This is a genomic window from Bacillus sp. 1NLA3E (assembly GCF_000242895.2).
GTDB lineage: Bacteria > Bacillota > Bacilli > Bacillales > Cytobacillaceae > Bacillus_BU.
In genome coordinates, this window is the sequence record NC_021171.1 from 217795 (window position 1) to 243851 (window position 26057).

The 26057-nt window shown below is 38.3% G+C and carries 23 protein-coding genes, 1 tRNA gene and 2 rRNA genes; 17 read left to right on the forward strand and 9 right to left on the reverse strand.

Annotation, left to right across the window (positions count from 1 at the left end; genetic code table 11):
• Positions 1-108 precede the first annotated feature (108 nt).
• The 7 genes from B1NLA3E_RS01195 to tsaD all read left to right on the forward strand — a co-directional run bounded on the left by B1NLA3E_RS01195 (position 109) and on the right by tsaD (position 6234).
• Positions 109-3045: ribosomal RNA gene (locus tag B1NLA3E_RS01195) — 23S ribosomal RNA — on the forward strand.
• 74 nt (positions 3046-3119) lie between these two features.
• Positions 3120-3236: ribosomal RNA gene (rrf, locus tag B1NLA3E_RS01200) — 5S ribosomal RNA — on the forward strand.
• 60 nt (positions 3237-3296) lie between these two features.
• Positions 3297-3370, forward strand: a tRNA-Met gene (locus B1NLA3E_RS01205).
• Between the two features lie 221 nt (positions 3371-3591).
• Positions 3592-4044 carry a tRNA (adenosine(37)-N6)-threonylcarbamoyltransferase complex ATPase subunit type 1 TsaE gene (gene tsaE, locus B1NLA3E_RS01210; protein ID WP_015592041.1) on the forward strand — a complete coding sequence of 151 codons (453 nt, stop codon included), beginning with the start codon at positions 3592-3594 and terminating at the stop codon, positions 4042-4044.
• On the forward strand, positions 4044-4745 hold the full coding sequence (gene tsaB, locus B1NLA3E_RS01215; protein ID WP_015592042.1) for a tRNA (adenosine(37)-N6)-threonylcarbamoyltransferase complex dimerization subunit type 1 TsaB: 702 nt from the start codon (positions 4044-4046) through the stop codon (positions 4743-4745). Before tsaE ends, tsaB begins: the two co-directional genes overlap by 1 nt.
• A 20-nt stretch (positions 4746-4765) precedes the next feature.
• On the forward strand, positions 4766-5215 hold the full coding sequence (gene rimI / locus B1NLA3E_RS01220) for a ribosomal protein S18-alanine N-acetyltransferase (protein WP_015592043.1): 450 nt from the start codon (positions 4766-4768) through the stop codon (positions 5213-5215).
• Positions 5212-6234, forward strand: coding sequence for a tRNA (adenosine(37)-N6)-threonylcarbamoyltransferase complex transferase subunit TsaD (gene tsaD, locus B1NLA3E_RS01225; protein WP_015592044.1), 1023 nt, complete (start codon positions 5212-5214; stop codon positions 6232-6234). Before rimI ends, tsaD begins: the two co-directional genes overlap by 4 nt.
• 901 nt (positions 6235-7135) lie before the next feature.
• Here the strand turns inward: tsaD and B1NLA3E_RS01230 are convergent.
• Positions 7136-9061, reverse strand: a complete 1926-nt coding sequence (locus B1NLA3E_RS01230) for an ABC-F family ATP-binding cassette domain-containing protein (RefSeq protein ID WP_015592045.1) — start codon at positions 9059-9061, stop codon at positions 7136-7138.
• Positions 9062-9205: 144 nt separating this feature from the next.
• Between B1NLA3E_RS01230 and moaC the strand changes: the two genes are divergently transcribed.
• From moaC to tatC, 7 genes are all read left to right on the forward strand, one after another.
• Positions 9206-9700 carry a cyclic pyranopterin monophosphate synthase MoaC gene (moaC, locus tag B1NLA3E_RS01235; protein ID WP_015592046.1) on the forward strand — a complete coding sequence of 165 codons (495 nt, stop codon included), beginning with the start codon at positions 9206-9208 and terminating at the stop codon, positions 9698-9700.
• 25 nt (positions 9701-9725) lie between these two features.
• Positions 9726-10379 (forward strand): redox-sensing transcriptional repressor Rex, encoded by a 654-nt coding sequence (locus tag B1NLA3E_RS01240; RefSeq protein WP_015592047.1) that lies wholly within the window; start codon positions 9726-9728, stop codon positions 10377-10379.
• Between the two features lie 637 nt (positions 10380-11016).
• Positions 11017-12468 carry a PucR family transcriptional regulator gene (locus B1NLA3E_RS01245; protein WP_187292133.1) on the forward strand — a complete coding sequence of 484 codons (1452 nt, stop codon included), beginning with the start codon at positions 11017-11019 and terminating at the stop codon, positions 12466-12468.
• A gap of 210 nt (positions 12469-12678) precedes the next feature.
• Positions 12679-14403, forward strand: a complete 1725-nt coding sequence (locus B1NLA3E_RS01250; RefSeq protein ID WP_015592049.1) for an FAD-dependent oxidoreductase — start codon at positions 12679-12681, stop codon at positions 14401-14403.
• A 59-nt stretch (positions 14404-14462) separates the two neighbouring features.
• Positions 14463-15044: a cytochrome c3 family protein gene (locus B1NLA3E_RS01255; RefSeq protein ID WP_015592050.1), complete on the forward strand. Its 582-nt coding sequence runs from the start codon at positions 14463-14465 to the stop codon at positions 15042-15044.
• A gap of 318 nt (positions 15045-15362) precedes the next feature.
• A complete protein-coding gene (locus tag B1NLA3E_RS01260; protein WP_015592051.1) occupies positions 15363-15608 on the forward strand; it encodes a twin-arginine translocase TatA/TatE family subunit in 246 nt (81 codons plus the stop codon).
• Positions 15609-15774: 166 nt separating this feature from the next.
• Positions 15775-16527: a twin-arginine translocase subunit TatC gene (tatC, locus tag B1NLA3E_RS01265; protein ID WP_015592052.1), complete on the forward strand. Its 753-nt coding sequence runs from the start codon at positions 15775-15777 to the stop codon at positions 16525-16527.
• 198 nt (positions 16528-16725) lie between these two features.
• Here tatC and B1NLA3E_RS01270 read toward each other — a convergent pair whose 3' ends face one another.
• Positions 16726-16929 (reverse strand): YdiK family protein, encoded by a 204-nt coding sequence (locus B1NLA3E_RS01270; RefSeq protein WP_015592053.1) that lies wholly within the window; start codon positions 16927-16929, stop codon positions 16726-16728.
• Entirely contained in the window at positions 16926-17657 is a 732-nt protein-coding gene (locus tag B1NLA3E_RS01275) for a CPBP family intramembrane glutamic endopeptidase (RefSeq protein ID WP_015592054.1), read from the reverse strand. Before B1NLA3E_RS01275 ends, B1NLA3E_RS01270 begins: the two co-directional genes overlap by 4 nt.
• A 293-nt stretch (positions 17658-17950) precedes the next feature.
• On the opposite strand from B1NLA3E_RS01275, the gene groES reads away from it, so the two are divergent.
• Positions 17951-18238 carry a co-chaperone GroES gene (gene groES, locus B1NLA3E_RS01280; RefSeq protein WP_015592055.1) on the forward strand — a complete coding sequence of 96 codons (288 nt, stop codon included), beginning with the start codon at positions 17951-17953 and terminating at the stop codon, positions 18236-18238.
• Between the two features lie 61 nt (positions 18239-18299).
• Positions 18300-19934, forward strand: coding sequence for a chaperonin GroEL (gene groL / locus B1NLA3E_RS01285; RefSeq protein WP_015592056.1), 1635 nt, complete (start codon positions 18300-18302; stop codon positions 19932-19934).
• 80 nt (positions 19935-20014) lie between these two features.
• Here groL and B1NLA3E_RS01290 read toward each other — a convergent pair whose 3' ends face one another.
• The 4 genes from B1NLA3E_RS01290 to B1NLA3E_RS01305 all read right to left on the reverse strand — a co-directional run bounded on the left by B1NLA3E_RS01290 (position 20015) and on the right by B1NLA3E_RS01305 (position 23508).
• Positions 20015-21235 (reverse strand): tyrosine-type recombinase/integrase, encoded by a 1221-nt coding sequence (locus B1NLA3E_RS01290; protein ID WP_015592057.1) that lies wholly within the window; start codon positions 21233-21235, stop codon positions 20015-20017.
• A 15-nt stretch (positions 21236-21250) separates the two neighbouring features.
• Positions 21251-21901 (reverse strand): ImmA/IrrE family metallo-endopeptidase, encoded by a 651-nt coding sequence (locus tag B1NLA3E_RS01295; protein WP_015592058.1) that lies wholly within the window; start codon positions 21899-21901, stop codon positions 21251-21253.
• Between the two features lie 206 nt (positions 21902-22107).
• On the reverse strand, positions 22108-23178 hold the full coding sequence (locus B1NLA3E_RS01300) for a HigA family addiction module antitoxin (RefSeq protein ID WP_015592059.1): 1071 nt from the start codon (positions 23176-23178) through the stop codon (positions 22108-22110).
• Between the two features lie 15 nt (positions 23179-23193).
• A complete protein-coding gene (locus B1NLA3E_RS01305; protein ID WP_041580211.1) occupies positions 23194-23508 on the reverse strand; it encodes a plasmid maintenance system killer protein in 315 nt (104 codons plus the stop codon).
• A 119-nt stretch (positions 23509-23627) separates the two neighbouring features.
• Here B1NLA3E_RS01305 and B1NLA3E_RS01310 point away from each other — a divergent pair, with 119 nt between their 5' ends.
• Positions 23628-24434, forward strand: coding sequence for a sce7726 family protein (locus B1NLA3E_RS01310; RefSeq protein ID WP_015592061.1), 807 nt, complete (start codon positions 23628-23630; stop codon positions 24432-24434).
• A gap of 5 nt (positions 24435-24439) precedes the next feature.
• Here B1NLA3E_RS01310 and B1NLA3E_RS01315 read toward each other — a convergent pair whose 3' ends face one another.
• Both B1NLA3E_RS01315 and B1NLA3E_RS01320 read right to left on the reverse strand, forming a co-directional pair.
• Entirely contained in the window at positions 24440-25537 is a 1098-nt protein-coding gene (locus B1NLA3E_RS01315; protein ID WP_015592062.1) for a beta family protein, read from the reverse strand.
• 163 nt (positions 25538-25700) lie between these two features.
• The gene (locus B1NLA3E_RS01320; RefSeq protein ID WP_015592063.1) at positions 25701-26051 is read right to left on the reverse strand and encodes a helix-turn-helix domain-containing protein; all 351 of its coding nucleotides are present in this window, start codon (positions 26049-26051) and stop codon (positions 25701-25703) included.
• Between the last annotated feature and the right edge of the window lie 6 nt (positions 26052-26057).

Genomic DNA, 26057 nt, shown 5'->3' on the forward strand with positions numbered 1-26057 from the left:
AGCTTTTTTGTTCCTTGAAAACTAGATAATCGTAAGAAGAAGAATTGTAAGACCGAGAAACACCACATTAGTTTTTTTCTCTCTTATATAATAAGAGATTAACCTTTAGGTTAAGTTAGAAAGGGCGCACGGTGGATGCCTTGGCACTAGGAGCCGATGAAGGACGGTACTAACACCGATATGCTTCGGGGAGCTGTAAGTAAGCTTTGATCCGGAGATTTCCGAATGGGGAAACCCACTGCTCGTAATGGAGTAGTATCTTTACCTGAATACATAGGGTATTGAAGGCAGACCCGGGGAACTGAAACATCTAAGTACCCGGAGGAAGAGAAAGCAAATGCGATTCCCTGAGTAGCGGCGAGCGAAACGGGAAATAGCCCAAACCAAGAGGCTTGCCTCTTGGGGTTGTAGGACACTCAACATGGAGTTACAAAGGAACGGGGTAAATGAAGAGGTCTGGAAAGGCCCGTCAAAGAAGGTAAAAACCCTGTAGTTGAAACTTCGTTCCCTCCTGAGTGGATCCTGAGTACGGCCGGACACGAGAAATCCGGTCGGAAGCAGGGAGGACCATCTCCCAAGGCTAAATACTACCTAGTGACCGATAGTGAACCAGTACCGTGAGGGAAAGGTGAAAAGCACCCCGGAAGGGGAGTGAAATAGATCCTGAAACCGTGTGCCTACAAGTAGTCAAAGCCCGTTAATGGGTGATGGCGTGCCTTTTGTAGAATGAACCGGCGAGTTACGATTACATGCAAGGTTAAGTTGATAAGACGGAGCCGCAGCGAAAGCGAGTCTGAATAGGGCGAATGAGTATGTGGTTGTAGACCCGAAACCAGGTGATCTACCCATGTCCAGGGTGAAGGTAGGGTAACACCTACTGGAGGCCCGAACCCACGCACGTTGAAAAGTGCGGGGATGAGGTGTGGGTAGCGGAGAAATTCCAATCGAACTTGGAGATAGCTGGTTCTCTCCGAAATAGCTTTAGGGCTAGCCTCACGTTGTAAGAGTCTTGGAGGTAGAGCACTGTTTGGACTAGGGGCCCTCATCGGGTTACCGAATTCAGACAAACTCCGAATGCCAAAGACTTATCCGTGGGAGTCAGACTGCGAGTGATAAGATCCGTAGTCAAAAGGGAAACAGCCCAGACCACCAGCTAAGGTCCCAAAGTATACGTTAAGTGGAAAAGGATGTGGAGTTGCTTAGACAACCAGGATGTTGGCTCAGAAGCAGCCACCATTTAAAGAGTGCGTAATAGCTCACTGGTCGAGTGACTCTGCGCCGAAAATGTACCGGGGCTAAACGTATCACCGAAGCTGTGGATTGACATCTTAGATGTCAGTGGTAGGAGAGCGTTCTAAGGGCGTTGAAGCTAGACCGTAAGGACTGGTGGAGCGCTTAGAAGTGAGAATGCCGGTATGAGTAGCGAAAGATGGGTGAGAATCCCATCCACCGAATGCCTAAGGTTTCCTGAGGAAGGCTCGTCCGCTCAGGGTTAGTCGGGACCTAAGCCGAGGCCGAAAGGCGTAGGCGATGGACAACAGGTTGATATTCCTGTACCACCTCTTTATCGTTTGAGCAATGGGGGGACGCAGAAGGATAGGGTAAGCGCGCTGTTGGATATGCGCGTCTAAGCAGTTAGGCTGGTAGCGAGGAAAATCCCGTTACCGTGAAGGCTAAGCTGTGATAGCGAGGGAAATATAGTACCGAAGTTCCTGATTTCACACTGCCTAGAAAAGCCTCTAGCGAGATAAAAGGTGCCCGTACCGCAAACCGACACAGGTAGGCGAGGAGAGAATCCTAAGGTGAGCGAGAGAACTCTCGTTAAGGAACTCGGCAAAATGACCCCGTAACTTCGGGAGAAGGGGTGCTCTTTAGGGTGAATAGCCTTGAAGAGCCGCAGTGAATAGGCCCAGGCGACTGTTTAGCAAAAACACAGGTCTCTGCAAAGCCGCAAGGCGAAGTATAGGGGCTGACGCCTGCCCGGTGCTGGAAGGTTAAGGGGAGAGGTTAGCCGCAAGGCGAAGCTTTGAACCGAAGCCCCAGTAAACGGCGGCCGTAACTATAACGGTCCTAAGGTAGCGAAATTCCTTGTCGGGTAAGTTCCGACCCGCACGAAAGGCGTAACGATCTGGGCACTGTCTCAACGAGAGACTCGGTGAAATTATAGTACCTGTGAAGATGCAGGTTACCCGCGACAGGACGGAAAGACCCCGTGGAGCTTTACTGTAGCCTGATATTGAATTTTGGTACAGCTTGTACAGGATAGGTAGGAGCCGTAGAAGCCGGAGCGCTAGCTTCGGTGGAGGCATTGGTGGGATACTACCCTGGCTGTATTGAAATTCTAACCCATACCCCTGATCGGGGTAGGAGACAGTGTCAGGTGGGCAGTTTGACTGGGGCGGTCGCCTCCTAAAGAGTAACGGAGGCGCCCAAAGGTTCCCTCAGAATGGTTGGAAATCATTCGTAGAGTGTAAAGGCACAAGGGAGCTTGACTGCGAGACCTACAAGTCGAGCAGGGACGAAAGTCGGGCTTAGTGATCCGGTGGTTCCGCATGGAAGGGCCATCGCTCAACGGATAAAAGCTACCCCGGGGATAACAGGCTTATCTCCCCCAAGAGTCCACATCGACGGGGAGGTTTGGCACCTCGATGTCGGCTCATCGCATCCTGGGGCTGTAGTCGGTCCCAAGGGTTGGGCTGTTCGCCCATTAAAGCGGTACGCGAGCTGGGTTCAGAACGTCGTGAGACAGTTCGGTCCCTATCCGTCGTGGGCGCAGGAAATTTGAGAGGAGCTGTCCTTAGTACGAGAGGACCGGGATGGACGCACCGCTGGTGTACCAGTTGTCTTGCCAAAGGCATAGCTGGGTAGCTATGTGCGGAAGGGATAAGTGCTGAAAGCATCTAAGCATGAAGCCCCCCTCAAGATGAGATTTCCCATAGCGCAAGCTAGTAAGATCCCTGAAAGATGATCAGGTTGATAGGTCAGAGGTGGAAGCGCGGTGACGTGTGGAGCTGACTGATACTAATCGATCGAGGACTTAACCAAAAACGGTGTTATTAGTTTTACAACTTCTTCTGCATTATCTAGTTTTGAGGGAATGAAAATTCCCAATTAAATAGTCTGGTGGCGATAGCGAGAAGGTCACACCCGTTCCCATACCGAACACGGAAGTTAAGCTTCTCAGCGCCGATGGTAGTTGGGGGTTCTCCCCCTGTGAGAGTAGGACGTTGCCGGGCTGTTTTTTAATCATAATTTATGTTATGATTGTTTGTAAGAAAATCAATAATTAATACCGTCGCGGGGTGGAGCAGTCCGGTAGCTCGTCGGGCTCATAACCCGAAGGTCGCAGGTTCAAATCCTGCCCCCGCAATCCTTTAAAAAAGCGAAACATTGTTTCGTCTTTTTTTTTGTTCAAAGTTAAGAAAATATTAAATTCTGAGCAAAGCCTGTATTGAGTAATTCTTTATGGTTGTTTTTGCTCAAAGGGTAAAAATCATGTACACTACATATAGAATGTTTTCCCTTAGGAGGAATCCTAGGGTTTTTTTATTGAAAAAGTATAAAGAATATACAAAAAAGGTGATAAATGGTATGAGTGAATTTGAGTTCATTTCAAATAATCCGCAACAAACAACAGAATTTGCTAAACAACTAGCTCAAAAACTTCAACCTGGAGATGTGATTGCTCTTGAGGGTGATTTAGGTGCGGGGAAGACCACTTTTACAAAAGGGCTTGCAGAGGGGTTAGGTATCAGTAGAACGGTCAATAGCCCAACTTTTACGATCATAAAAGAATATCAAGGGAGAATTCCGCTTTATCATATGGATGTATATAGAGTAGAGGATTCTTTTGAAGATCTAGGTTTTGATGAGTATTTCGAAGGAAATGGTGTAACTGTTGTGGAGTGGGCTCATCTCATTAAGGATCAGTTACCTGATAGTATATTGACGATTTACCTATACCATGAAAATGAATATGCACGTAAAATTGTTTTAAAACCGCGAGGGACTCGCTATGAGGAATTATGTAAGGAGATTAACTAATGAAGGTATTAGCAATTGATACTTCTAATTATGCTTTAGGAATTTCACTCATTGATGAAGATAAGGTTATTGGTGAATACATTACGAATGTAAAGAAAAATCATTCTGTCCGAGTCATGCCAGCAATTGAGGAGTTGATGAAGGTTTGTGATATCCTTCCTTCAGATTTAACCAAGATAGTTGTTGCAAAAGGGCCAGGCTCATATACGGGTGTGCGAATCGGTGTAACGATTGCCAAAACACTGGCTTGGACATTGAATATTCCGCTAGTAGGGGTTTCCAGCTTAGAAGTATTGGCTGCATCAGTCGGTCGTTATTTCCAAGGAAGCATTTCGCCATTATTTGATGCTAGACGAGGACAAGTTTATACCGGGCTTTACCAATTCAATGAAGGAAAACTGCAAGTTATCAAAAAAGACCAGCTTGTACTTTCACAGGACTGGGCGCAGGACTTGAAAAAACGATCTGAAAGCATCTTATTTATTGGTAATGATTTACCGATTCATCGGAATGGGATTGAAGAAGTTCTTACACATCAAGCATACTTTGCAGAGATAACAGAACATAACCCACGTCCTTCCGAGTTGGCTTTGTTAGGAAGGGATTTACCCGGGGAGGATGTTCATTCCTTTGTACCGAATTACATAAGACTTGCTGAGGCAGAGGCAAAATGGTTGGAAGCAAAAAAAGAAATGCAATAGTTTAAAGAAGGAAGAATGATATGAACGGATCACTAACTTTCCGAGATATGGAATTAAAAGATATCGATGATGTACTAAAAATAGAGCATGAATCGTTTACTGCCCCTTGGAGTCGTGAGGCATTTGTCAATGAACTGACAAGCAATCGGTTCGCAGTCTATATTGTCATTGAAGAGGCCGAACAGGTAGTTGGATATTGTGGTGTATGGGTGATTGTGGATGAAGCTCATATAACAAATATTGCACTACTTCCAGAACATAGGGGGAAAAAGCTAGGGGAAGCATTGTTATTGAAGGTAATGGAGGTAACGAAGAAATTGGGTGCAGTAAAGATGACACTTGAAGTGAGGGTAACTAATTCAGTAGCTCTGGCTTTATACCGTAAGCTAGGGTTTAAAGATGGTGCAATTCGTAAAGGGTATTATACTGATAACCGTGAAGATGCTTTAGTAATGTGGGTGGAGTTATGAGAAAAGATCTATTAATAATGGGCATTGAGTCAAGTTGTGATGAAACGGCAGTTGCTATTGTAAAAAACGGACGGGAAATCGTTTCGAATGTTATTGCTTCACAAATTGAAAGTCATAAACGGTTTGGTGGTGTTGTTCCAGAAATAGCATCGCGACACCATGTTGAGCAGATTACAATTGTTTTAGAGGAAGCAATGAAACAAGCAGGAGTCACCTTTAAAGACTTAGATGCCATTGCAGTTACCGAAGGCCCAGGGTTAGTTGGTGCTCTTTTAATTGGGGTAAATGCAGCTAAAGCAATCGCTTTTGCTCATAGTATTCCACTCGTCGGTGTCCATCATATCACCGGTCATATTTATGCGAATCGTCTTGTGACTGAAATGAATTTCCCACTCCTTTCCTTAGTTGTTTCTGGTGGTCATACTGAGCTAGTCTATATGAAGGAACATGGAGATTTTAAGGTTATTGGTGAAACAAGAGATGATGCAGCAGGTGAAGCATATGATAAGGTTGCCCGAACGCTGAATCAACCTTATCCGGGTGGTCCTCATATTGACCGAATGGCACAAGAAGGAAAGCCTACGATCAACTTGCCAAGAGCATGGCTAGAAGAAGGCTCATATGATTTTAGTTTTAGTGGATTAAAATCAGCTGTAATAAATACAGTTCATAATGCAGAGCAACGTGGAGAGAGCATCAAACCAGAGGATCTTGCAGCAAGCTTTCAGCAAAGTGTTATTGATGTGTTAGTTACAAAAGCCGTAAAAGCTGCGAAAGAATATCAAGTTAAGCAGGTCCTACTCGCAGGTGGTGTAGCAGCCAATAAGGGATTAAGAGCGGCACTAACAGAGGCATTTACTAAAATTCCCGAAATCGAGTTGGTCATTCCACCATTATCCTTATGTACGGATAATGCCGCGATGATTGCAGCAGTCGGTAGCGTTTTATTTGAAAAAGGAAAGCGTGCTAACCTTTCATTAAATGGCAATCCTGGATTGGACATCACGATCTACAATTAAATCGAAAATCTCTGTTCTTTCGACAACATTTAATTGAAAACAGATCCTTCTATCCACAATTAATCCGAAAAAACATTTTACTCTTCTTACGCCAAGAAGAGTTTTTTTGTGGATAAGTGTATATAACATGTGTATAGTGTGGATAAGTATAGCGGAAATTGTGGATAATGTGGAAAACCCCTGTGGATGCTGTAAAAATAATAAGCTTAATGTGAATAAAATTGTTAATAAGTAATGAATAACTTTTTCAGTTATGATTTCCCACATATTTTCACGAATTTGGATGAAAAATATCGAAAAAAGTAGATAAATCTCGAAAAAACAACTTGAAAAAAACCACAAAAGTTATGACAAAAGTCGTCAGTTTTGTGGTTTTTTTATTTGCTGTGTAAAATTAGAATGTTGATTTCCGCTACAATCAACAATGAGTTTTAACACAGCCTTTTTATTATAAAATAAGGCTGTTTTCGTAAAATTTGTTGCTATTTACTTATGAGAGTAGAGGCTGATTTCCGCTCCAGGTGCTCGCTTTCCGCGGGGCGTGCGGTGAGCCTCCTCGGCGTTTTACGGAGGCTGCTGAAAAAGTCCTTTTCTATTTAAAATGAAGTTTTTGACAATACACAATCCCAAAATCCCGCCATTTTCCTCTATCGAAGTGGAGGATTCAGTCCGATTTACTCCTCATTATTAAATCGAAAGTGGGGATGGATTTTTCAGGGAATTGCTTTTCTCAAAATTTCTCAGCCTTTTTCAGTGGCCTCGTTTTACGCCTGCGGGGTCTCACCTGTCCCGCTGCTCCCGCAGGAGTCGAGCACCTTCCGCTCCAATCAGTTTCATTTTTAAAGGTATACATTCAATCTTTTAGAAAACAGCATAAAATAATTACCGTTTCAAGATTTCCCTAGTCCTCAGCAAGTTCAGCCCATTCCTCCATCAGTTCTTCAAGCGTGGAATGTGCCGCCTCGTTTTGGCCGTTAAGCTCCAACACTTTTTCATGGTTTTGGTATATCTCTGGGTCACATAATAGCTGTTCGTTAGTTGAGATCAGTGTCTCTAATTTTTCGACACTCGCCTCAATTTCCTCCATTCTTCTCTGTCGTTGGCGCTCCAATTTTTTTGTTTCCTTATCCTGTTGATAAGTATTTTTTACTGGAGTGCCAGCAAGTGTTGTCCCCACCTTAGGTGTATTCTCAAGTGCTTTTAGCTCAACTTGTTCGAGTTTCTTTTCAACGTAGTAGTCATAATCACCTAAATATTCGACAGCGCCGTTCTTCCCTAATTCGATCACTTTTGTAACGATTCGATTAATGAAATAACGGTCATGTGAAACGAATAAAATAGTTCCAGGATAATCGATGAGGGCGTTTTCTAGTACCTCTTTGCTGTCTAAATCCAGATGGTTCGTGGGCTCATCAAGAATGAGGAGATTAGCTTTTTCCATCATAAGCTTGGCGAGGGCAAGTCGAGCTTTTTCTCCGCCGCTTAAGGTTGAAACAATTTTCAAAACATCGTCACCCGAAAATAAAAAATTACCTAAAACAGTTCGAACTTCTTTTTCAGGCTTTAACGGATATTCATCCCATAGTTCATTTAACACACGTTTATTTGATGTTAATTCAGCTTGTTCCTGATCATAATAGCCAATCGAGACGTTGGAGCCTAATTGGAATGTGCCAGCTAACGGATCTAGTTTTTGTACAATAGTTTTTAATAAGGTGGATTTACCGATCCCATTCGGCCCAACCAGCGCGATACTTTCCCCACGGGTAATTCGAATGGATATATTTTCAGATACCCTTTCTTCACCATAACCAACAGCGACAGAATGGACGTTTAACACTTCATTTCCGCTTTGTTTTTCAATATCAAAAGAGAATGTAGCTGATTTCTCATTTCCTAGAGGCCGGTTCATAACATCCATTCGATTAAGTTGTTTCCGCCGGCTTTGCGCCCTTTTTGTAGTGGATGCACGGGCGAGGTTTCGAGCAACAAAATCTTGTAACTTCGTAATTTCATCCTGCTGCTTTTCATACATCTTCATTTCACGTTCATAGTTTTCTGCCTTGTGCACGAGATAGGAACTATAATTTCCTGTGAATTTTAGGATTTGTTGCCGTGACATTTCATAAACCTGGTTGACAACTTTGTCTAAAAAGTAGCGATCATGAGAAACAATTAAAATAGCTCCTTCGTAATTTTGTAAATACTGTTCTAACCAGGACAATGTTTCAATGTCTAAATGGTTGGTGGGTTCGTCCAAAATAAGAATATCGGGTTTGGTTAATAATAATTTTCCAAGTGCAAGCCGCGTTTTTTGGCCACCACTCAGGCTGGAAATTTTGGTAGAATAATCAAAGGTATGAAAATTTAAACCGTGAAGAACGGAACGAATATCGGCCTCGTATTGGTACCCTCCAAGGTCTTTAAATTGAACCTGCAAGAGGTCATAATCCTTTAATAATTTTTCGTAAGTGCTTGTTTCTTTTAATATTGCTGGATCAGACATTTGTTCTTCATATTGTCGAAGCTTTTGTTCAAGAATTCGTAATCCAGCAAAAACCGTAAGCATTTCTTCCCAAATGGAAAGGCTTGATTCCAGCCCTGTATTTTGTGCTAAATACCCAATCGTAACTTCCTTTGGTTTCATGATTTCTCCAGAATCAAAGGACATCTGCCCAGCAATGATTTTTAGCAGAGTAGATTTTCCAGCACCGTTACGGCCGACTAAGGCAATTCTATCTCGAGTTTGTACTTCTAGTTTAATATTAGATAAAATAAGATCTGCACCATAATATTTATTTAATTGGTTTACTTGTAATAATATCATTGTTTTTCACCTCTATTGCGATAGAGTAAGTTTATCGTATTCCTATCATATCAGCAATAACTCCAATCTTGTGAAGGAAAATACAAGTTGATACATACATGTTTGGAAAAATAGTGTATGATTTTGTTAGAAAGGTGTGTACATATGGGAGAATTTACGCATTTTAATGAAGAAGGCCGTGCTAAAATGGTCGATGTTAGCAGTAAACCTGAAACAATTAGAACAGCTCTCGCTTATTCAAGTATTACTGTTAGCTGTGATATTTATGAAAAAATAACCAATAATGAAATGAAAAAAGGGGATGTCCTAGCAGTTGCACAAGTTGCAGCAGTAATGGCATGTAAAAAAACTTGGGATATTATTCCAATGTGTCACCCGATTCCCTTAAATGGTGTAGATATTTCTTTTTCATGGGGAAAAGAAAATAATGACTATATTTTGCACATTTCAGCAAAGGTTAAAACAAAAGGAAATACAGGTGTGGAAATGGAAGCGTTAACAGCAGCCTCGGTTTGTGCTTTAACGGTTTACGATATGTGTAAGGCAGTCGATAAAGGTATGGTAATTGGAAAAACGTTTTTAGTTGAAAAAACAGGTGGGAAAAGCGGAGATTTTCATAGAGAAAACCGTGTGAAATAATTTTATATTGGAGAGGAGAGTTGTTATGGCAAATGAGGGTTCATCCAAAATACCACAGGCCACTGCAAAAAGATTACCACTGTATTATCGTTTCTTAAAAAATTTACATACATCCGGAAAACAGCGCGTTTCATCTGCAGAACTAAGCGAGGCAGTCAAAGTAGATTCTGCGACGATACGCAGAGACTTCTCTTATTTTGGTGCGTTAGGGAAAAAGGGCTACGGTTACAATGTGAATTACCTGTTAACTTTTTTTCGGAAAACGCTTGATCAGGATGAATTGACAAAAGTAGCTTTAATTGGTGTAGGTAATCTAGGCACAGCTTTATTAAATTATAATTTTTTAAAAAATAATAATACGAAGATCGCCATTGCATTTGATGTAGACCCAGCAAAGGTTGGAACAAGTATTCTTGATGTTCCTGTTGCTCATATGGATGATTTAGAGAAAAAAATCAAAGAAGAGAATATTCATGTGGCGATTCTGACGATTCCAGCTCCAGTAGCGCAAGCGACAACTGATCGGTTAACCAGTGGTCCTATTAAAGGAATTCTAAATTTTACGCCAGCACGATTGAATGTTCCTTCGGACATTCGTGTTCATCATATTGATTTGGCCGTAGAATTACAATCACTTGTGTATTTCTTAAAGCACTATCCAAAGGTAGAAGAGGAATAAGGAAAAAATGTACCCATAGAGGGCCGTTGATAAACTAATATGATTTTCAAACCTGTGTAGAATTTATTCTATACAGGTTTTTTATATGGGGAATTTCCAATTTTCCCTTGCATACGAATTCACTATAAAACTTTTGCATTTTGTCATGATATATTCTTTTATTCTTTGTGTTATTTCAATGGGACAATTATACAATGGTATTTGATTAAGTTTTTTCAACACATTTGACCTATTTATTTAAATAATAGGCCCTACCCAAAAAATAACTGTGGATAACTTCCTTTGTTATTTTTATTTATAGATGTGCCGAGGGGATTGGCATGGGTGTCTGTTAAACGATGTTTGTTGATTGTAAGGGAATTTGCGATATTCCAGCGGAAAAAGAAGGGGATGACCCCACGCGAGGCTCGAACGAGGGGGCTTGGCAGTTCGTCCGCGGAAAGGGAGGAGATTCCCTCTTTTTTTGTGTTAACAGCTCTTTTATTTGGAGGTGACCGATATGACAACCAATATGCGCAGAGTTTCATGTGAGCTTGATGAATTCGAACCCCAACTATATATTAATAACAGGAAAAATGAAAAGGTAACTACAGTCATTTTAATAGAGGAAATCCCGTCAGAATTCAAGGATGACATTTTGTATATCTGCAAAGATTTCATACTCCAAGACCCAGCGCAGTTTTGTTCATCTATTAATTTAGTGTGTCTATGTGACCTTGAAATTCCAACTGAGTTGACTTCTTGTGATATGCTCAATCTTATTTTAATTAAGAAGCCGGTCAGCGTTAATACGTTATATGCGCGGATACAAAACATTATCCTCACATCTAGTGATGAAGGTTATATTCCTCAAAAGCTTTTAGACGCTGCATGTTCCGGAAATCTGCAAACCATTGCGGACACAGCTTGTTCCTTACTTGGAAACCCTATTATAATATATGATTTAGGTTTTCAAATTCTTGCTTTTTCTCAAAACTTAAGACCTGAGAATGAGATTTATAAAATGGCCGGACAGGATGAGCAGATGATTCAACAAACAATGGCAGCTTTTTTTCAGGTAAAAGCGTTAGATACGATGCGAGAGAAAGGTTCTTCCTATTTTTGGAAGTGCTACGGCCATGACAAACCTTTGCCGGAAGATACCATACTGATACATGCGCCCATTATGTTGGATAAAGTTATCATTGGATATGCAGTGGTAATGAAAGGATATGTTGATTGGGATGAAAGCGACCTTATTCTGACTGATAAAATATGCAAGATTATCTCCCTTGAAATGAAAAACAACTACTTTAATAAAAATATCAAGGGTATGCTACATGAGCATTTTCTTAGGGATATGCTGGAAAATTCAATTGAAAAAAGAGAATTTATCGAAGCACGAATCAGCACCTTGAATTTGAAATTGAATAAAAATATTTATATGGCTGTGATTCAATCAGTAAATCCAACTCATTTAAACTCGCAATTACATCCAATATTAAAGGAACTAGGAAAGATTTTTAAAAACAGTATTTTTGCCGTATACACAGATCATATTGTATTGATCCATCATAATAATGAAAATCAGGAATTGACGGGTCAGGAGCAGGAGAGGCTCAACACTTATCTTAACGCTTGTGATATGGCTGCTGGTTTTAGTATGTGCTTTCACGATCCCTGTCAAATCAAGCGACATTATCAACAAGCAAAAGATGCTCTGGATATTGGTTTATCTTTACAAAAGCCGGGAAAAGTTTTCTTTTTTCAACAACTATCTATTTACCGATTGTTTGAATTGGGCAACAAGACTACCGATATTACGGATTATTTGCATCCAGCTGTATTTTGTCTGGTAAACTACGATAAAGAAAACCATACTGAATTTATGAAAACACTATACTATTATATTATTAACCTAAAAGCTTTATTAAAGACGAAGGAAATCCTTTATATTCATCGAAACACCCTGGTTTACCGCATTAATAAAATTCAAGAAATCACAAACATTGACCTACACGATGGCGAAACATTCTTTCAGTTATATATTTCCTTTAAAGGACTTGAGTTTATAGCACACCGGACTAACAATAAAATAAGTTTCTTCTAGTTCGATATAAAGCTTCTTGCTAAACAAAAATACCCTGCCAGCTACAAAGCTGGCAGGGTATTTTTGTTTGATTTAACTTTATAGTATGAAAGTACAAATTGTGAAAATGATCACGATGTAAATTCTGTACCATGATATATGTTGCCGAAAATTACAAAATGATAGCATTTTTGTGTAGTACAAAATATATAGAGAAAAGGAAGAGTACTAATGAGCGAAAACGAGAAGAAGGGGTTAAGTCGAAGGAACTTTGTTAAAGGAACAGCAATTGCAGCTTTGGGGGTTGCTTCCGCGGGACTACTGGCTGGTTGTTCCGAGAAAGCGGATACTGCACGAGCTTCTGCAGAAACTTCGTCCGAAGATTGGCTGGGTAAGGCACCTGAAATTTCTGATTCGAAAATTAAACAGACTCTTAAAGCTGACGTGGTGATTGTCGGGGCTGGTGTAGCAGGAATGCATGCGGCACGAGCAGCGTCGGAGGCCGGTGCCTCAGTAATTGTTGTCGAAAAGGCAGACACATTCCAAGTCCGCAGCGGTCAGTATGGAATCATCGATAGCAAAATTCAAAAGTCTCTTGGAGTCAAGATGGATAAAAACGCTGCAATTACCGAGAACATGAAGCAGATGGGTTACCGTGCAGATCACCGTATGTGGAACTACTGGGCTAATCATAGCGGCGAGGACTTTGATTGGCTGATGGAACTTGCACCTGACCATGTGGTTCTTCCAGAAGATGCACTCTCATTAGATGTAAACAAGATTAATATATCAATGCAACACTTTCCAGTACCCGAGGGTTACAATCCCGCGGAGGAATACAACCCTTCATACCCGACGGTTATGGCTATTCTTCCGAGTCAAAAAAAGCTTATGGAACGCGTACATCAGAAGTGTTTGAAGCAGGGATGCAAGTTTATGTTTAAGACGTGGGCAAAAACGCTCATCCGCCCTAACAATAAAGGCAGGATTGAAGGTGTCATCTGTCAAGACATAAAGGGAAATTATATTAAAATCATCGGTAAAAAGGGTGTTGTCCTTGCGACGGGGGATTATGGCAATAACAAAGACATGATTAAGTATTTCGTACCTTGGGCGGTAAATTTCTTTAATGTTTATCCCAGCGTAGATGCTAATGGTAACCCAGCCAATACAGGCGATGGACATAAGCTGGGCGTCTGGGTCGGGGCAAAGATGGAAGACGGTCCCCATGCGCCGATGACTCACACACTTGGTGGTCCTCTTGGTGTTGATGCGTTCTTTTTGGCTAACACTGTAGGAAAACGCTTTATTAACGAAGATGCCGGCGGCCAGCAGTTGTCAAATGCCCTATATCGCCAACCGGGCAATTTTGCGTGGCAGATCTTTGATGATAAGTGGCCTGAACAGATTGGACTCATGAATGTTTCCCACGGAAGCGTCAACCACTGTGTTGCTGCTGATAAGGTCCCTCATTTAAAGGACTCCTCTTGGGCTCTTGGCAGGGTGTCAATTACCTCCCGTGAGGAAGTTCGGGCCACTGATGGCATTGTTATCGCCAACAGTTTAGAGGAGTTGGTAGGCAAGCTTGGGCTGGATTCAAAGGCGCAGGCAAGGCTCCTTGCGTCCATCAAACGCTACAATGAGCTATGCGGTAAAGGCGTGGATGAGGACTTTGGCAAGATGGCGAAGCGGTTATTCCCAATTGCAAATCCTCCCTTCTATGCTGGTAAGATGGCCGGGGGCGCTATGCTCGTCAACATGGGCGGATTGACCTGCGACCCTGAAACGGGAAATGTTCTTGATAAGGATTACAAGGGAATTGAGGGCTTGTATGCAGTGGGAAACGTATCGGGTGGACGCTTTGTTGGTGACTATCCTACCGTCACGGCAGGTACAAGTCATGCATTTGCCCTCACTTACGGACGTCTCGTTGGGATGACAGTTGCCAAGCTCTAGAAATTTTCCCGTAATAATATCCTGAAGATAAATAAAACTCTGAATAGGAGGATAGAAAATTGTTTAAAAAAATGTCACCCAAACCAGAACAAATAAATAACGAACAAAAGCTTTTTAAAAATCTGTCAAAGAAACAAATAATCTTTCTACTATTGATTGTACTTGCCTTTGTGGGTCTAGGAGGATTGGCAGTCGTAAAGGCCAGCGATAACCCAGCATTTTGCAGTACCACCTGTCACAATATGAAACCACAGTATAATTCGTATCAAAATAGTAGCAGTAATTTGCTAGCTTATAAACATGCCAAGGCTAAGATTGTATGTCATGATTGCCACCAGGACTCACTTACGACAAAAGCTCAGGAAGGTGTGAAATATGTAACCGGAAACTATGAGGATCCAATGAAAACGAGAACCTTTTCAAAAGAGATGTGCTTGAAATGTCATGATTGGAAGAAGGTACAAAAAAAGACCGCATCGCTTGGAACAAAGGCAAATGAGAATCCGCATAATTCAGAACACGGTGGTCAGCGGGAGTGTAGTACCTGCCACAAAGTACATGAGCAATCAACCAATGGATGTTTAAAATGTCACGGAGCCTCATGGGCGAATAAATTAGATATCAGTTGGAAGAAGAAATAGTAATAAAAAGATTTACGTAAGATGGAGCCGTTTTACGTACGGCGTTAGTTTAATTGGAGCTCAGTTAATAATAATTTTGTGGCCTCATAATAAGCTTTGTAAACAAGATAAGGATCATGAAGTTGGATAAGTTTCCAACTTCATGGTCCCTAATGAAAATTTGCCATATTACGTGTGAAAGTGAAGTGGATTAGTATTTTCCTATAGCCATAGGTGCAATTGAAACTAATAATTCTTTCCATAGTTTATATAAAAATAGAAAACCTATTGATATGGTAAAAAAGTTAATTGTCTCAACCTAAAAAGGAGATGTTACAAATGCTTTCAAACATTGGAATACCTGGGTTAGTCTTAATTTTTATTTTGGCACTTATCGTATTTGGACCAAAGAAATTGCCTGAACTTGGCCGTGCAGTTGGACAAACACTCAGTGAATTTAAAAAATCTGCAAGAGACCTCACAAGCGATATAGTCAAGGAAATTGATGAGGCAAAACAAGATGCAACTGTACAAGTACTTACAAGTGATGTAGTTAAGAAAGTTGATGAGGTAAAAAAGATGTAACTAAATAAGGTGTAAAATAATTGAACCTGGAATCGACAAATCCAATGTGGTGATGAGTTTAGCCATACCGATTCATTAGCGGTATGGCTTGGAGGGGAACGAGGTTTTCAAAAGGACACATGGTACAATTTTACTGATTGATGAGGGAAAAGAAGGGGGATGAAGAGTGATAGATAAAGAATTACTTTTAGTCGATCATTTAGAGGAATTACGAAAGAGAATCATCCTATCCGCTTTAGCATTTCTATTCTCTTTTGTAGTTGGATTTTTCTATGCTATCGATATCTATAAATGGTTTGTTAAAGATCTTGATGTAAAATTATTAGTTCTGGGACCAAGCGATATTATCAGGATTTATTTTATGCTCGCGGCTGTTGTTGCCATTGCTGGGACCATGCCTTTTCTTGCCACACAGATTTGGTTGTTTGTAAGGTCGGCTCTAAGGGCAAAGGAAAGGAAGATAACACTAACCTATATTCCAGCACTCTTTATCTTATTTATTGTTGGACTTGCTTTCGGATATTTTGTCATCCTTCCTATGATCTTTAAGTTTCTCATTCAGCTTGGCGGGGCTATGTTGGTTACTAATTTTACAGCGGAAAGGTATTTCAAATTTATTATGAACATGACGATTCCATTTGGAGTTTTATTTGAATTACCTGTTGTCATTATGTTTCTTACTTCACTGGGAATGATAAATCCTTTTGTCCTTTCACGGATACGTAAATATGCTTACTTTGTACTTATAATTATAGCAGTAGTTATTACTCCGCCTGATTTTATGTCAGATTTTGTTGTTACCATCCCATTACTATTACTTTATGAAATAAGTATCACTTTATCAAAGTTTGTTTATCGGAAAAAATTAAAAGGAGAGAAAAATATGAAAGACTTGGATCTCGATTGTTTAATGGAATAACTTTCAAAAAAAGGTTTGAAATAAGAATCCTTTTACCGAAACTTACCTCTATTATATGGGTATAAACTAAATTATCTCCATATTTCTATGTTAGATCATTACGACCCATCATATATTCCCCCCCAAAAAAACCTGTGTAGAATAAGTTCTACACAGGTTTTGAAAATCCTATTAGTTTGTTAACAGCTCCATAGTGGCTCATTTTTTTTGGGTGATTTTTCTTAATTTAATATGCAATCCAATTAATCTGATACCAGACCCAAAATCAAAGGTTGCGAGAAAAACAAGGATGAACCCAAATATATCCCAACCATCAGTATTAACACTGTCAACAGCAAAATAAGTGAATAAGCATGCTATAAGTATATGAACGATGCCAGAAAACAAAGGTGATTGTCTCATAAAAATCCTCCGATAAAGCTTTGAATTTTTTCAACCTGGTGTAGCATTCTTTCAATGTCTTCTCTATATACGGTTTGAATAATTACAACGAGAGTGTTCATGGTAACATGGGCAATGATTGGGACGATTATCCGTTTTGTTTTTACATATAAAAAAGCAAAGGAAAACCCGATTGCTGAATACAATAAAACGTGTTCAAATTCAAGGTGTGCTAATGCGAAAATGACAGAACTGATAAGAGCGGAAATAAAGAAATTAAATCGTTGATGCAAAGCCCCAAAGATAATTTTTCGAAACACAATCTCTTCTAATATTGGACCAACAATGGAACTAATAAAGATGACGATTGGGAAGCTTTCGATAATCCCAATGATGTGTTGCGTATTTTCAGACCCCGTTTTAATTCCCAGCATGGCTTCAATATTTGCAGCAACCGATTGAGCAAACAATGCTAAAAATACCCCGAATATAGCCCAAATAACCAATGAGGTAATACTAGCCCTATTTTTTTCAAAGCGTGTATCGGAATCATTTCGCAATACCAAGAGTATAATCAAAAGGGTAATAGCAAAGCTTATGACAAGCCAAAAGGGGACGGCTAAAACCTTCATCTCAGCCATTGTTTTTCCGAACAAGGTTCCAATATAGACTGTGAGGGGAACCCCGATGTAGCTAGACAACTGCATGGTAATGTATGTAATTAAGACAATCCAATATTTCTTTTTCAATATATTTTACTCCTTCTAATAAAAACTGCGATAGTAATCCCATTTTACTAATAATTGACCCTATGTTTCAAATTAACAAGTTTATTCTTAGTAAATTTTGTGAATTTGAATAAAAATAAAATTGTGTTGAATACTTTATAAGGTTGAGAATTTGAGGGGAAATCATAAAAAAATTTGTGCATGGCACTTGCAAAAGACTGATAAATTATTTACAATATTAATTGTGTTAGCACTCGTTAGAGGAGAGTGCTAATAATTGATAAATTACATATTATTTGAGGAGGTTGTTTCTCTTGTTAAAGCCAATTGGTGATCGTATTGTTATTGAGCTTGTTGAATCAGAAGAAAAAACTGCGAGCGGTATTGTACTTCCTGACAATGCTAAAGAAAAGCCACAAGAAGGAAAAGTTGTTGCAGTTGGTACTGGTCGTGTTCTTGATAGCGGTGAGCGTGTGGCAGTAGAAGTTGCTGTAGGCGATCGCATTATCTTCTCAAAATACTCTGGTACTGAAGTGAAATTCCAAGGTACAGAATATTTAATCTTACGTGAAACTGACATTCTTGCTGTAGTAGCCGAATAATTTAATCAGCAGAAACCAATCGAATATAAAATTTAGAAATATTAGAGGAGGTTATTTTACGATGGCAAAAGAAATAAAGTTCAGTGAAGATGCACGTCGCGCGATGCTTCGCGGGGTGGATGCTCTTGCAAATGCAGTAAAAGTAACTCTTGGACCAAAAGGACGTAACGTGGTTCTTGAGAAAAAATTTGGTTCTCCGTTAATTACAAATGATGGTGTTACCATTGCTAAAGAAATCGAATTAGAAGATGCTTTCGAAAACATGGGAGCTAAGCTTGTAGCAGAAGTAGCAAGCAAAACAAATGATGTTGCCGGTGACGGTACAACAACTGCAACGGTTCTTGCGCAAGCAATGATTCGTGAAGGCCTTAAAAACGTAACAGCGGGTGCAAATCCAATGGGAATCCGTAAAGGAATCGAAAAAGCTGTTATTGCTGCTATTGAAGAATTAAAAGCTATTTCTAAGCCAATCGAAGGCAAAGCGTCTATCGCACAAGTTGCAGCGATTTCTTCTGCTGACGAAGAAGTGGGTCAATTAATCGCTGAAGCAATGGAGCGCGTTGGTAACGACGGAGTTATCACAATCGAAGAGTCTAAAGGCTTTACAACTGAATTAGACGTTGTAGAAGGTATGCAATTCGATCGTGGTTACGCATCTGCCTACATGGTAACAAATACTGACAAAATGGAAGCAGTATTAGAAAATCCATATATCTTAATCACTGACAAAAAGATTTCTAGCATTCAAGAAATTTTACCAGTGCTTGAGCAAGTGGTTCAACAAGGTAAACCATTATTACTAGTGGCTGAAGATGTTGAAGGTGAAGCATTATCAACATTAGTAGTGAATAAGCTTCGTGGAACATTCAATGCAGTAGCTGTTAAAGCTCCTGGCTTTGGTGACCGTCGTAAAGCAATGCTTGAAGATATCTCGATTTTAACTGGCGGTGAAGTGATCACTGAAGAGTTAGGTCGCGAACTTAAGTCTGCAACAATTGCATCACTAGGTCGCGCTTCTAAAGTTGTTGTAACAAAAGAAAATACAACAATCGTAGAAGGTGCTGGAGAAACTGCAGAAATTGCAGCTCGGGTAAACCAAATTCGTGCTCAATTAGAAGAAACTACTTCTGAATTTGATCGTGAAAAATTACAAGAGCGCCTTGCTAAATTAGCTGGCGGTGTAGCAGTCATTAAAGTGGGTGCTGCAACTGAAACTGAATTAAAAGAGCGCAAGCTTCGCATTGAAGATGCATTGAACTCTACTCGCGCAGCAGTAGAAGAAGGTATCGTTTCTGGTGGAGGTGTTGCCCTTCTAAATGTATATAACAAAGTAGCTTCTATCCAAGCTGAAGGCGACGAAGCAACAGGCGTAAACATCGTATTACGTGCGATTGAAGAGCCTGTACGCACAATCGCTCACAATGCTGGTCTTGAAGGATCTGTTATCGTTGAACGCTTAAAGCGTGAAGAAGTTGGAACAGGCTTTAACGCTGCTAATGGCGAATGGGTAAACATGATCAAAGCTGGTATCGTTGACCCAACTAAAGTTACTCGTTCTGCTCTTCAAAACGCAGCTTCTGTTGCGGCTATGTTCTTAACAACTGAAGCAGTTGTTGCTGACAAACCAGAACCTGCTGGTGCAGGTGGCGGAATGCCTGATATGAGCGGTATGGGTGGAATGGGCGGCATGATGTAGGAGAGACGTTTGAAACGTTGATATATCAAGGGTTATAGACTCTTTTATGAGCCTTTAACCCTGATAAAATCACATTTCAATCACATTTCTTGCGATTTTGCTAAATTAAGAATGCTTCCGAAATGATTTTTAATCTTTTCGGTGGCATTTTTTTTCATTTTATCTGTAATGTGAGTATAGATTTTCATCGTTGTTTTCATATCGTCATGACCAACCCTTTTCATGATTGTATTAATATCAATTCCAGCCTCGGCCAACATACTGATATGAGAATGCCTGAAGATATGAGGGGTAGCATTTTTTTGTATTGATGTTTTTTTAAGCAGGCGATTCATTCGGATAATGATGTTTTTTTGGATAAAAGGATATCCGTTTTCACGGCAAAAAATAAAATTCTTATCGTGGTAGTCAGGATATTTATGCCTGTTTGCCATTTTTATCTTAGCTTGATTTTTTTTATGGGCTTTCAATAAATCAATTATGCTATCATCAATATCAAAAGTCCGGATAGATCCTTTCGTTTTGGGTGGTGTCAGTTCGTATTTATGCATATTATTATCAGGATTGTATAGAGTCTTGGTAATTCTTATTTCATTCGTTTCAAAGTCCACGTCAGTCCACTTCAGAGCGCACAGCTCACCAGATCTCATCCCCGAAAATGCAAGTAGATAGAATATCTCCATATCCATTAAAAGACCATACTGATGTGCTGTAGATAGAAATTCGGATAGTTCATCTTTTTCTAGGTATTTTTCCTCTATCGTGTTGTTCTCGATATCCTCAACCGTTAATTTTTTCACTGGAATGACAGATCCGGTGCAAGGGTTATCTCTTCTCATTTTTTCCTTGATGGCAAAGTTAAAAATCATATTTGCCGTAACATGAACACCTTCTATCGTTGTTTTGGCGTATTCTTTGTCGTCAAGGTCATTTAAGATGTTTTGATGCATACGTGGACTAACTTTATCAATATTCACTTTTGCAATGTATCGTAACAAGATTTTAATTTCTTTTTCCCTGACACGAACAGTACTGGCTTTAACTTTACCTCTAGAGTAGGTATTCAGCCACTCCAGTGCTACTTTTTCAAAGGGCAGATTTTTTATTTTTTTATCATCTATCCCGTGATCTGTTAGTTTTCTTATTGCTTCATCGACCTTTGCTTCAGCTTCTTTTTTTGTATCCCCACGTCTAGGTATCTGATTACGTTTCCCAGTGACTGGATCAGGTGGACCATCTTTAACACAAACCCATTTATAGCCCTGCTTGTTATTTGAATCAATTTTCCTAAAGTAAGCCATGGATATCTCCTCTCATTATAGGATCTCGTGTTTTTCTTTGTATCCTTGAAGGACCTCTTGTTTTTCATCATCTGGCCAGTCTAATTGATTAATAAACCTCTCAAATTTAGTATATTCATCGATATCGTCATCAAGATAGATAATACCTGGTTCTTCATGAACCACTGGTATATCTTCTAGCATTTTTATATACTCTCGGTGGAATAATTCACCTGTTACCCGGTTCTCGAACATTTCTAGTCGTTTCTTTGCAAAATCTATGGTTACGTTAAACGTATCAGCGATAAGATTAATTGTTTGTCCTTTCGTTCTAGGAAATTCAATATTCATCAACATAAAAGTAGGAATGCAAAAGTGATACATAAAATTATTTGCTTGATGCTCTTGGAGCTCAATAAAGCTTTCTGACATAATTAACTGATTTCCATTATGTCGCAAAGCATGACATAGCTCATGTCCAAACTCTTGCCATTGTTCTTGAGAGCTTAATCTCTCATCAATGATGACTTCTTTATGATAAAATCGACTGGAGATATCTTTAAATATCAAGCTCAATCCCATTCGAAACGAAATATCCAATAAATCAAGTTGGTGTGGGTGATAAATTTCTAATTTAAAATAAAAATCTTCGATCCAATCCTCAAGTAAAGTGGTTTGGTAGTCCATGGTTGCCTCCTGAAAAACGAATTTATGTTCGTTAATTGAGTGTGAAAATGACCAATTATCTTTTTGTTTAGTAATATAAAAATAAAATAAGAAGTACTTAAATATACTTTAGGAACATATGTTCTATATGCATTATATATTTTTATAACAAAATAAAAAAGACATTATTTGGTTGTAATCCAAATAATGCCGTAGTCTTTCTTTGACTATTTATTTTTTAGATAATAAAATGCTTCAAAGCCAATATACCCATCATGTTGTAGCCTTGCTACTACAATACCGGGGAGTATGTTTTGCGATAATGAAAATTCTTCGATACTTTTCTGATTAAATATTCCTAACTCAGTAAATTTTTTATAGTCTTTCTTGTCTATAAAAAAATCTCTTGCAAATTCATTAGCTTCATCTTCTTTTGTAGAAATCTTATTATCCAATTCTAATTCAGACTCAAATGTTATGATTGGTATATTTGGTTCATAATGCATTATTAGGTGTCCGATCTCATGCATAAGAGCAAACCAAACATGATCATGTGTTTTAAATCTTCCACTTAAATAAATAGCTGGATTTTTCTTATAGGTTGTAAGAGCACCTCTAACTTTACTGTTAACTACTGCATCACAAAAAACTAAATATATACCTAAGCGATTTAACAACTTTCTTGCGCTCTGCAAAGAGCTTTGATAATCGTTGTTTAAAGCAATTCTTTTAAATTTTTCCAATGAATTAATTAAGTTTGTTCTATCATATTTTTTATTTGACAAATCGCGGTTTTGAATTTCAACTTCTTCTCTTGCTAAATTCAACCAGATTGCAATTGATTCCTTTTCGCCACCATCTTCCATAAAATCAACACTCAGATTAGAATAAACGTCATCGAATAAACTATAATTACTTATACCTAGGAGCTTTAGCATTTCATTTGCTTGTTTTTTCAAATCCCAATCTAAACCTGCGAAAACAGTAGAAAATTTAAATCTTTTATCCAGTTCTATCAATTCTTTTTCTTTAAATTCTTTTTGATTTATTTCTTCCCTTTTTAGGTATTCTCTGTATTTGCTTTCATAATTTAACCAATAAGATGCGGGGACATTATGAAATATTTTTTCAAATTTAATAGCGATATCCTCAGTTAATTTAGTCTTTCCGTTCAAGAGATTAGAAAGATGTTTTTCACTAATTCCTAACCTCTTTGAACAATCTTTTTGGCTCATTCCAAGTTCATCTAGATATTCTTTAATAATTGCCCCAGTGTGCACGATAAAGTTCTCACCCATAATAATACCTCCTTTCTAGTGATAATCCTCTATTGTCAAGATTTCTATGTCACTAATTGTTTTGTGATCTTGTTCATCCCATTCTCCAACCGGTCTTAAAACAATACGGTAGTTCTTAGAAACAGCAATTCCCCAACAGTCTTCATACTCCCCAGTTAGTTTATGCCGACAAGGAGGGGGATCGTGAGAGATTTCCTCTAAATTATTCGCAGCTGTTAATTCAGACATCCTGTTAATAACATTTTTATAAAAAGCAGTATATTCTTTTTTAATTAAACGTTGATTTGTCAATATTCTCTCTAACTTATTAGAGGTGTAAATAATGTTCATCTTTATCCCCCTTACTCTATATATTGAAATTAACATAATTAACCTAACAGGTCAATTTCGCAGGTGTAGACTAACATCTAAAAAATATATATAATTGCGATAGTATAGGAGTGCATATTATGCAAAAGAATGATTATTTTGAATTTGCGAAATTATTATCAAATCAATATTTTACTTTTTTGAGTAATGAAACAATTAAACGTGAGGTTTTAAAAACATTCAATGGTCAATTGCCTTACGACCAGAATAATAGTGATTTAACACCAAGGGAGTTCTTAAATCAATTTATCTTACACTATTACCCTAATGAAACCTCTGTTAAATCTACATTCATAAATAATGTGCTTTTTAAAACAAGCAATCATGTTTCAATATTTGAATTGAATGTAGGCAAAAGTAGACTGGATTTATGTAAAATAAATGGTTGCAGTACTGCTTATGAGATAAAAACGGATTTAGATACCCCAATTCGCTTAAAACAACAAATGATAGATTATTTTCAGGTCTTTGAAAAAGTCTATTTAATTTGTTCAGTACAGAATCACGATTCAATGGTACCGTATATTCCAGAGGAATGTGGTATTTACACCTATTACAAAACCAATACTGGTAAATATGTTTTTAAAAAGAAACGTAACGCTGTATCTTCAACTAGCATATCTCCTCAAGCACAATTGTCTGTCTTAACAAAAAAAGATTTGAACACATTCTTTCAGTGTCCAAATCTTGAAACTAAAGATGCTATGATTGATGTAATAACTAGTTCAAAAACAAATAAAGAAATTAACAAAATTTTTAAATTCATATTAAAAACCAAGTATTATGACAAATGGAACTTTCTTGTAGAAAATAGTGATGAAATTTTAGAAATCGATTACCAATGGTTTTTTAAAAATTTATTATCACCTGAAATAGTGTACCTATAGGTACACTATTCTTGTGATTGTTGTTGTATATATCGTGTTAATGTTAGGTTATTCCAAGTTCCCCAGCTACCGAACGTTAATCCCATGTCTTTTATTCTTTTTATAGCCAGACAATGATTTTCTCTATCTAGGAGATTTAATCTTTGTAAAATTTCACTTCTAACATACTCATAACCTCTTACTCCTTTATCAGTATCATGGTTTACTACTGAGAAAAAAGCATTTTTTTCTTTTAAATAAATAAGTCCTAATGCCGATCCCTTCCCATTACTACCACCTTCTTCGGGTAGAGCGTCTTTTAATCCGCCAAAGTCCCCAAAGCCATCTAAATTATACTCTTTATATATATTTGCGACTTGATTATTAATTTTACCTGTGAATACTAAATTTTCGAAATCCCCATTTTTATGAGTTTGGGATCTAGGAGAATTAAGTAGAATTTTTTTTGCATCGGTTTCTAATTCCTGGAACTCCTCTAATTCTAAAAATTTTGAATCAGCATTCTTATCCCTTATATCTAACATGATGTAATCAGAGCTTCTTAGATGAGTCTCTAATAATTCTGCATATTCTTCTAGATAATAGTCCGTAATCCTAATTACGATAGACTGATTATTTAGTTTAAGGTCGTTTATAAATTTAATTAAAATATGAGGACCAATTTTAAATCCACTTTTTATGGAAATTACAGGTATAAGATTAGCGTAATTTCCAATCTCGAGCATTCTTTGTCTGTAGTAAGCAAAGTCCCTGCTTAATCTAAATGCTAATTCAATATTTTTATATGTCTTTTTTTTATCATATTCACCTTCACTAAATCGAAAGAATTCAATAAATGCTTTCTTACCGTTAAGACGTTCGTTAATTGCTTTTAGGGTAATTATGTCTGCTTCAGTGGGTGGTATTCCAATTCTATTTCTTCTTGTTTTGCCAGCTTTTTGCTCATATATAAACTTTCCAGTGTTCTCATCAATTTCATATTTTTTTTCATGCTCATCCTTAATAAGTTCAATTAGAGGAATCATTGAATCATTAAAATAACCATTCATATTTTTAATAACTATTAATTCTTCTTTACGATTTTTCATAATAGGTACATACATCTTACATCATCCTTCGTTGTTATTTATAACAAAACTATGAATTTAGTAAAAACGACCAATTAATACAATTTTCGCAAATAAAAGTAAAAAATGTACACGTTCACTAGATAGAACGTGTATTTACCGTCAACATATTCTCAGGATGACCTATTTAGATGATTGTCTATTTTTTATCCCGTTCCTTAATGAATTCCCAGAAACGAATTAATTCTTCTATTTTTTCTTCTGGAGCATCCATTAAGTCTTTAAAGAATACCTGTTTTTTAGGGTCAAGTAATTCTCTCCACATTTCATCACTTGAATTACCGTTTTCATTACCAGTTACAAGGTAATCAATTGATACTCCAAAAAATTCAGCCAATTTTTTCAGGGTACTAAAATCAGGCTGGCTGCTATTTTTTTCTTCATTTTCGTACTTACCATATCCCTGTCTAGTGATGCCTAGGAGATCAGCCATGTACTGCTGCGAGAGTTTCTTATTTAATCTTAATTTTTTAAGTCTGTCTGCAAACATATTTAT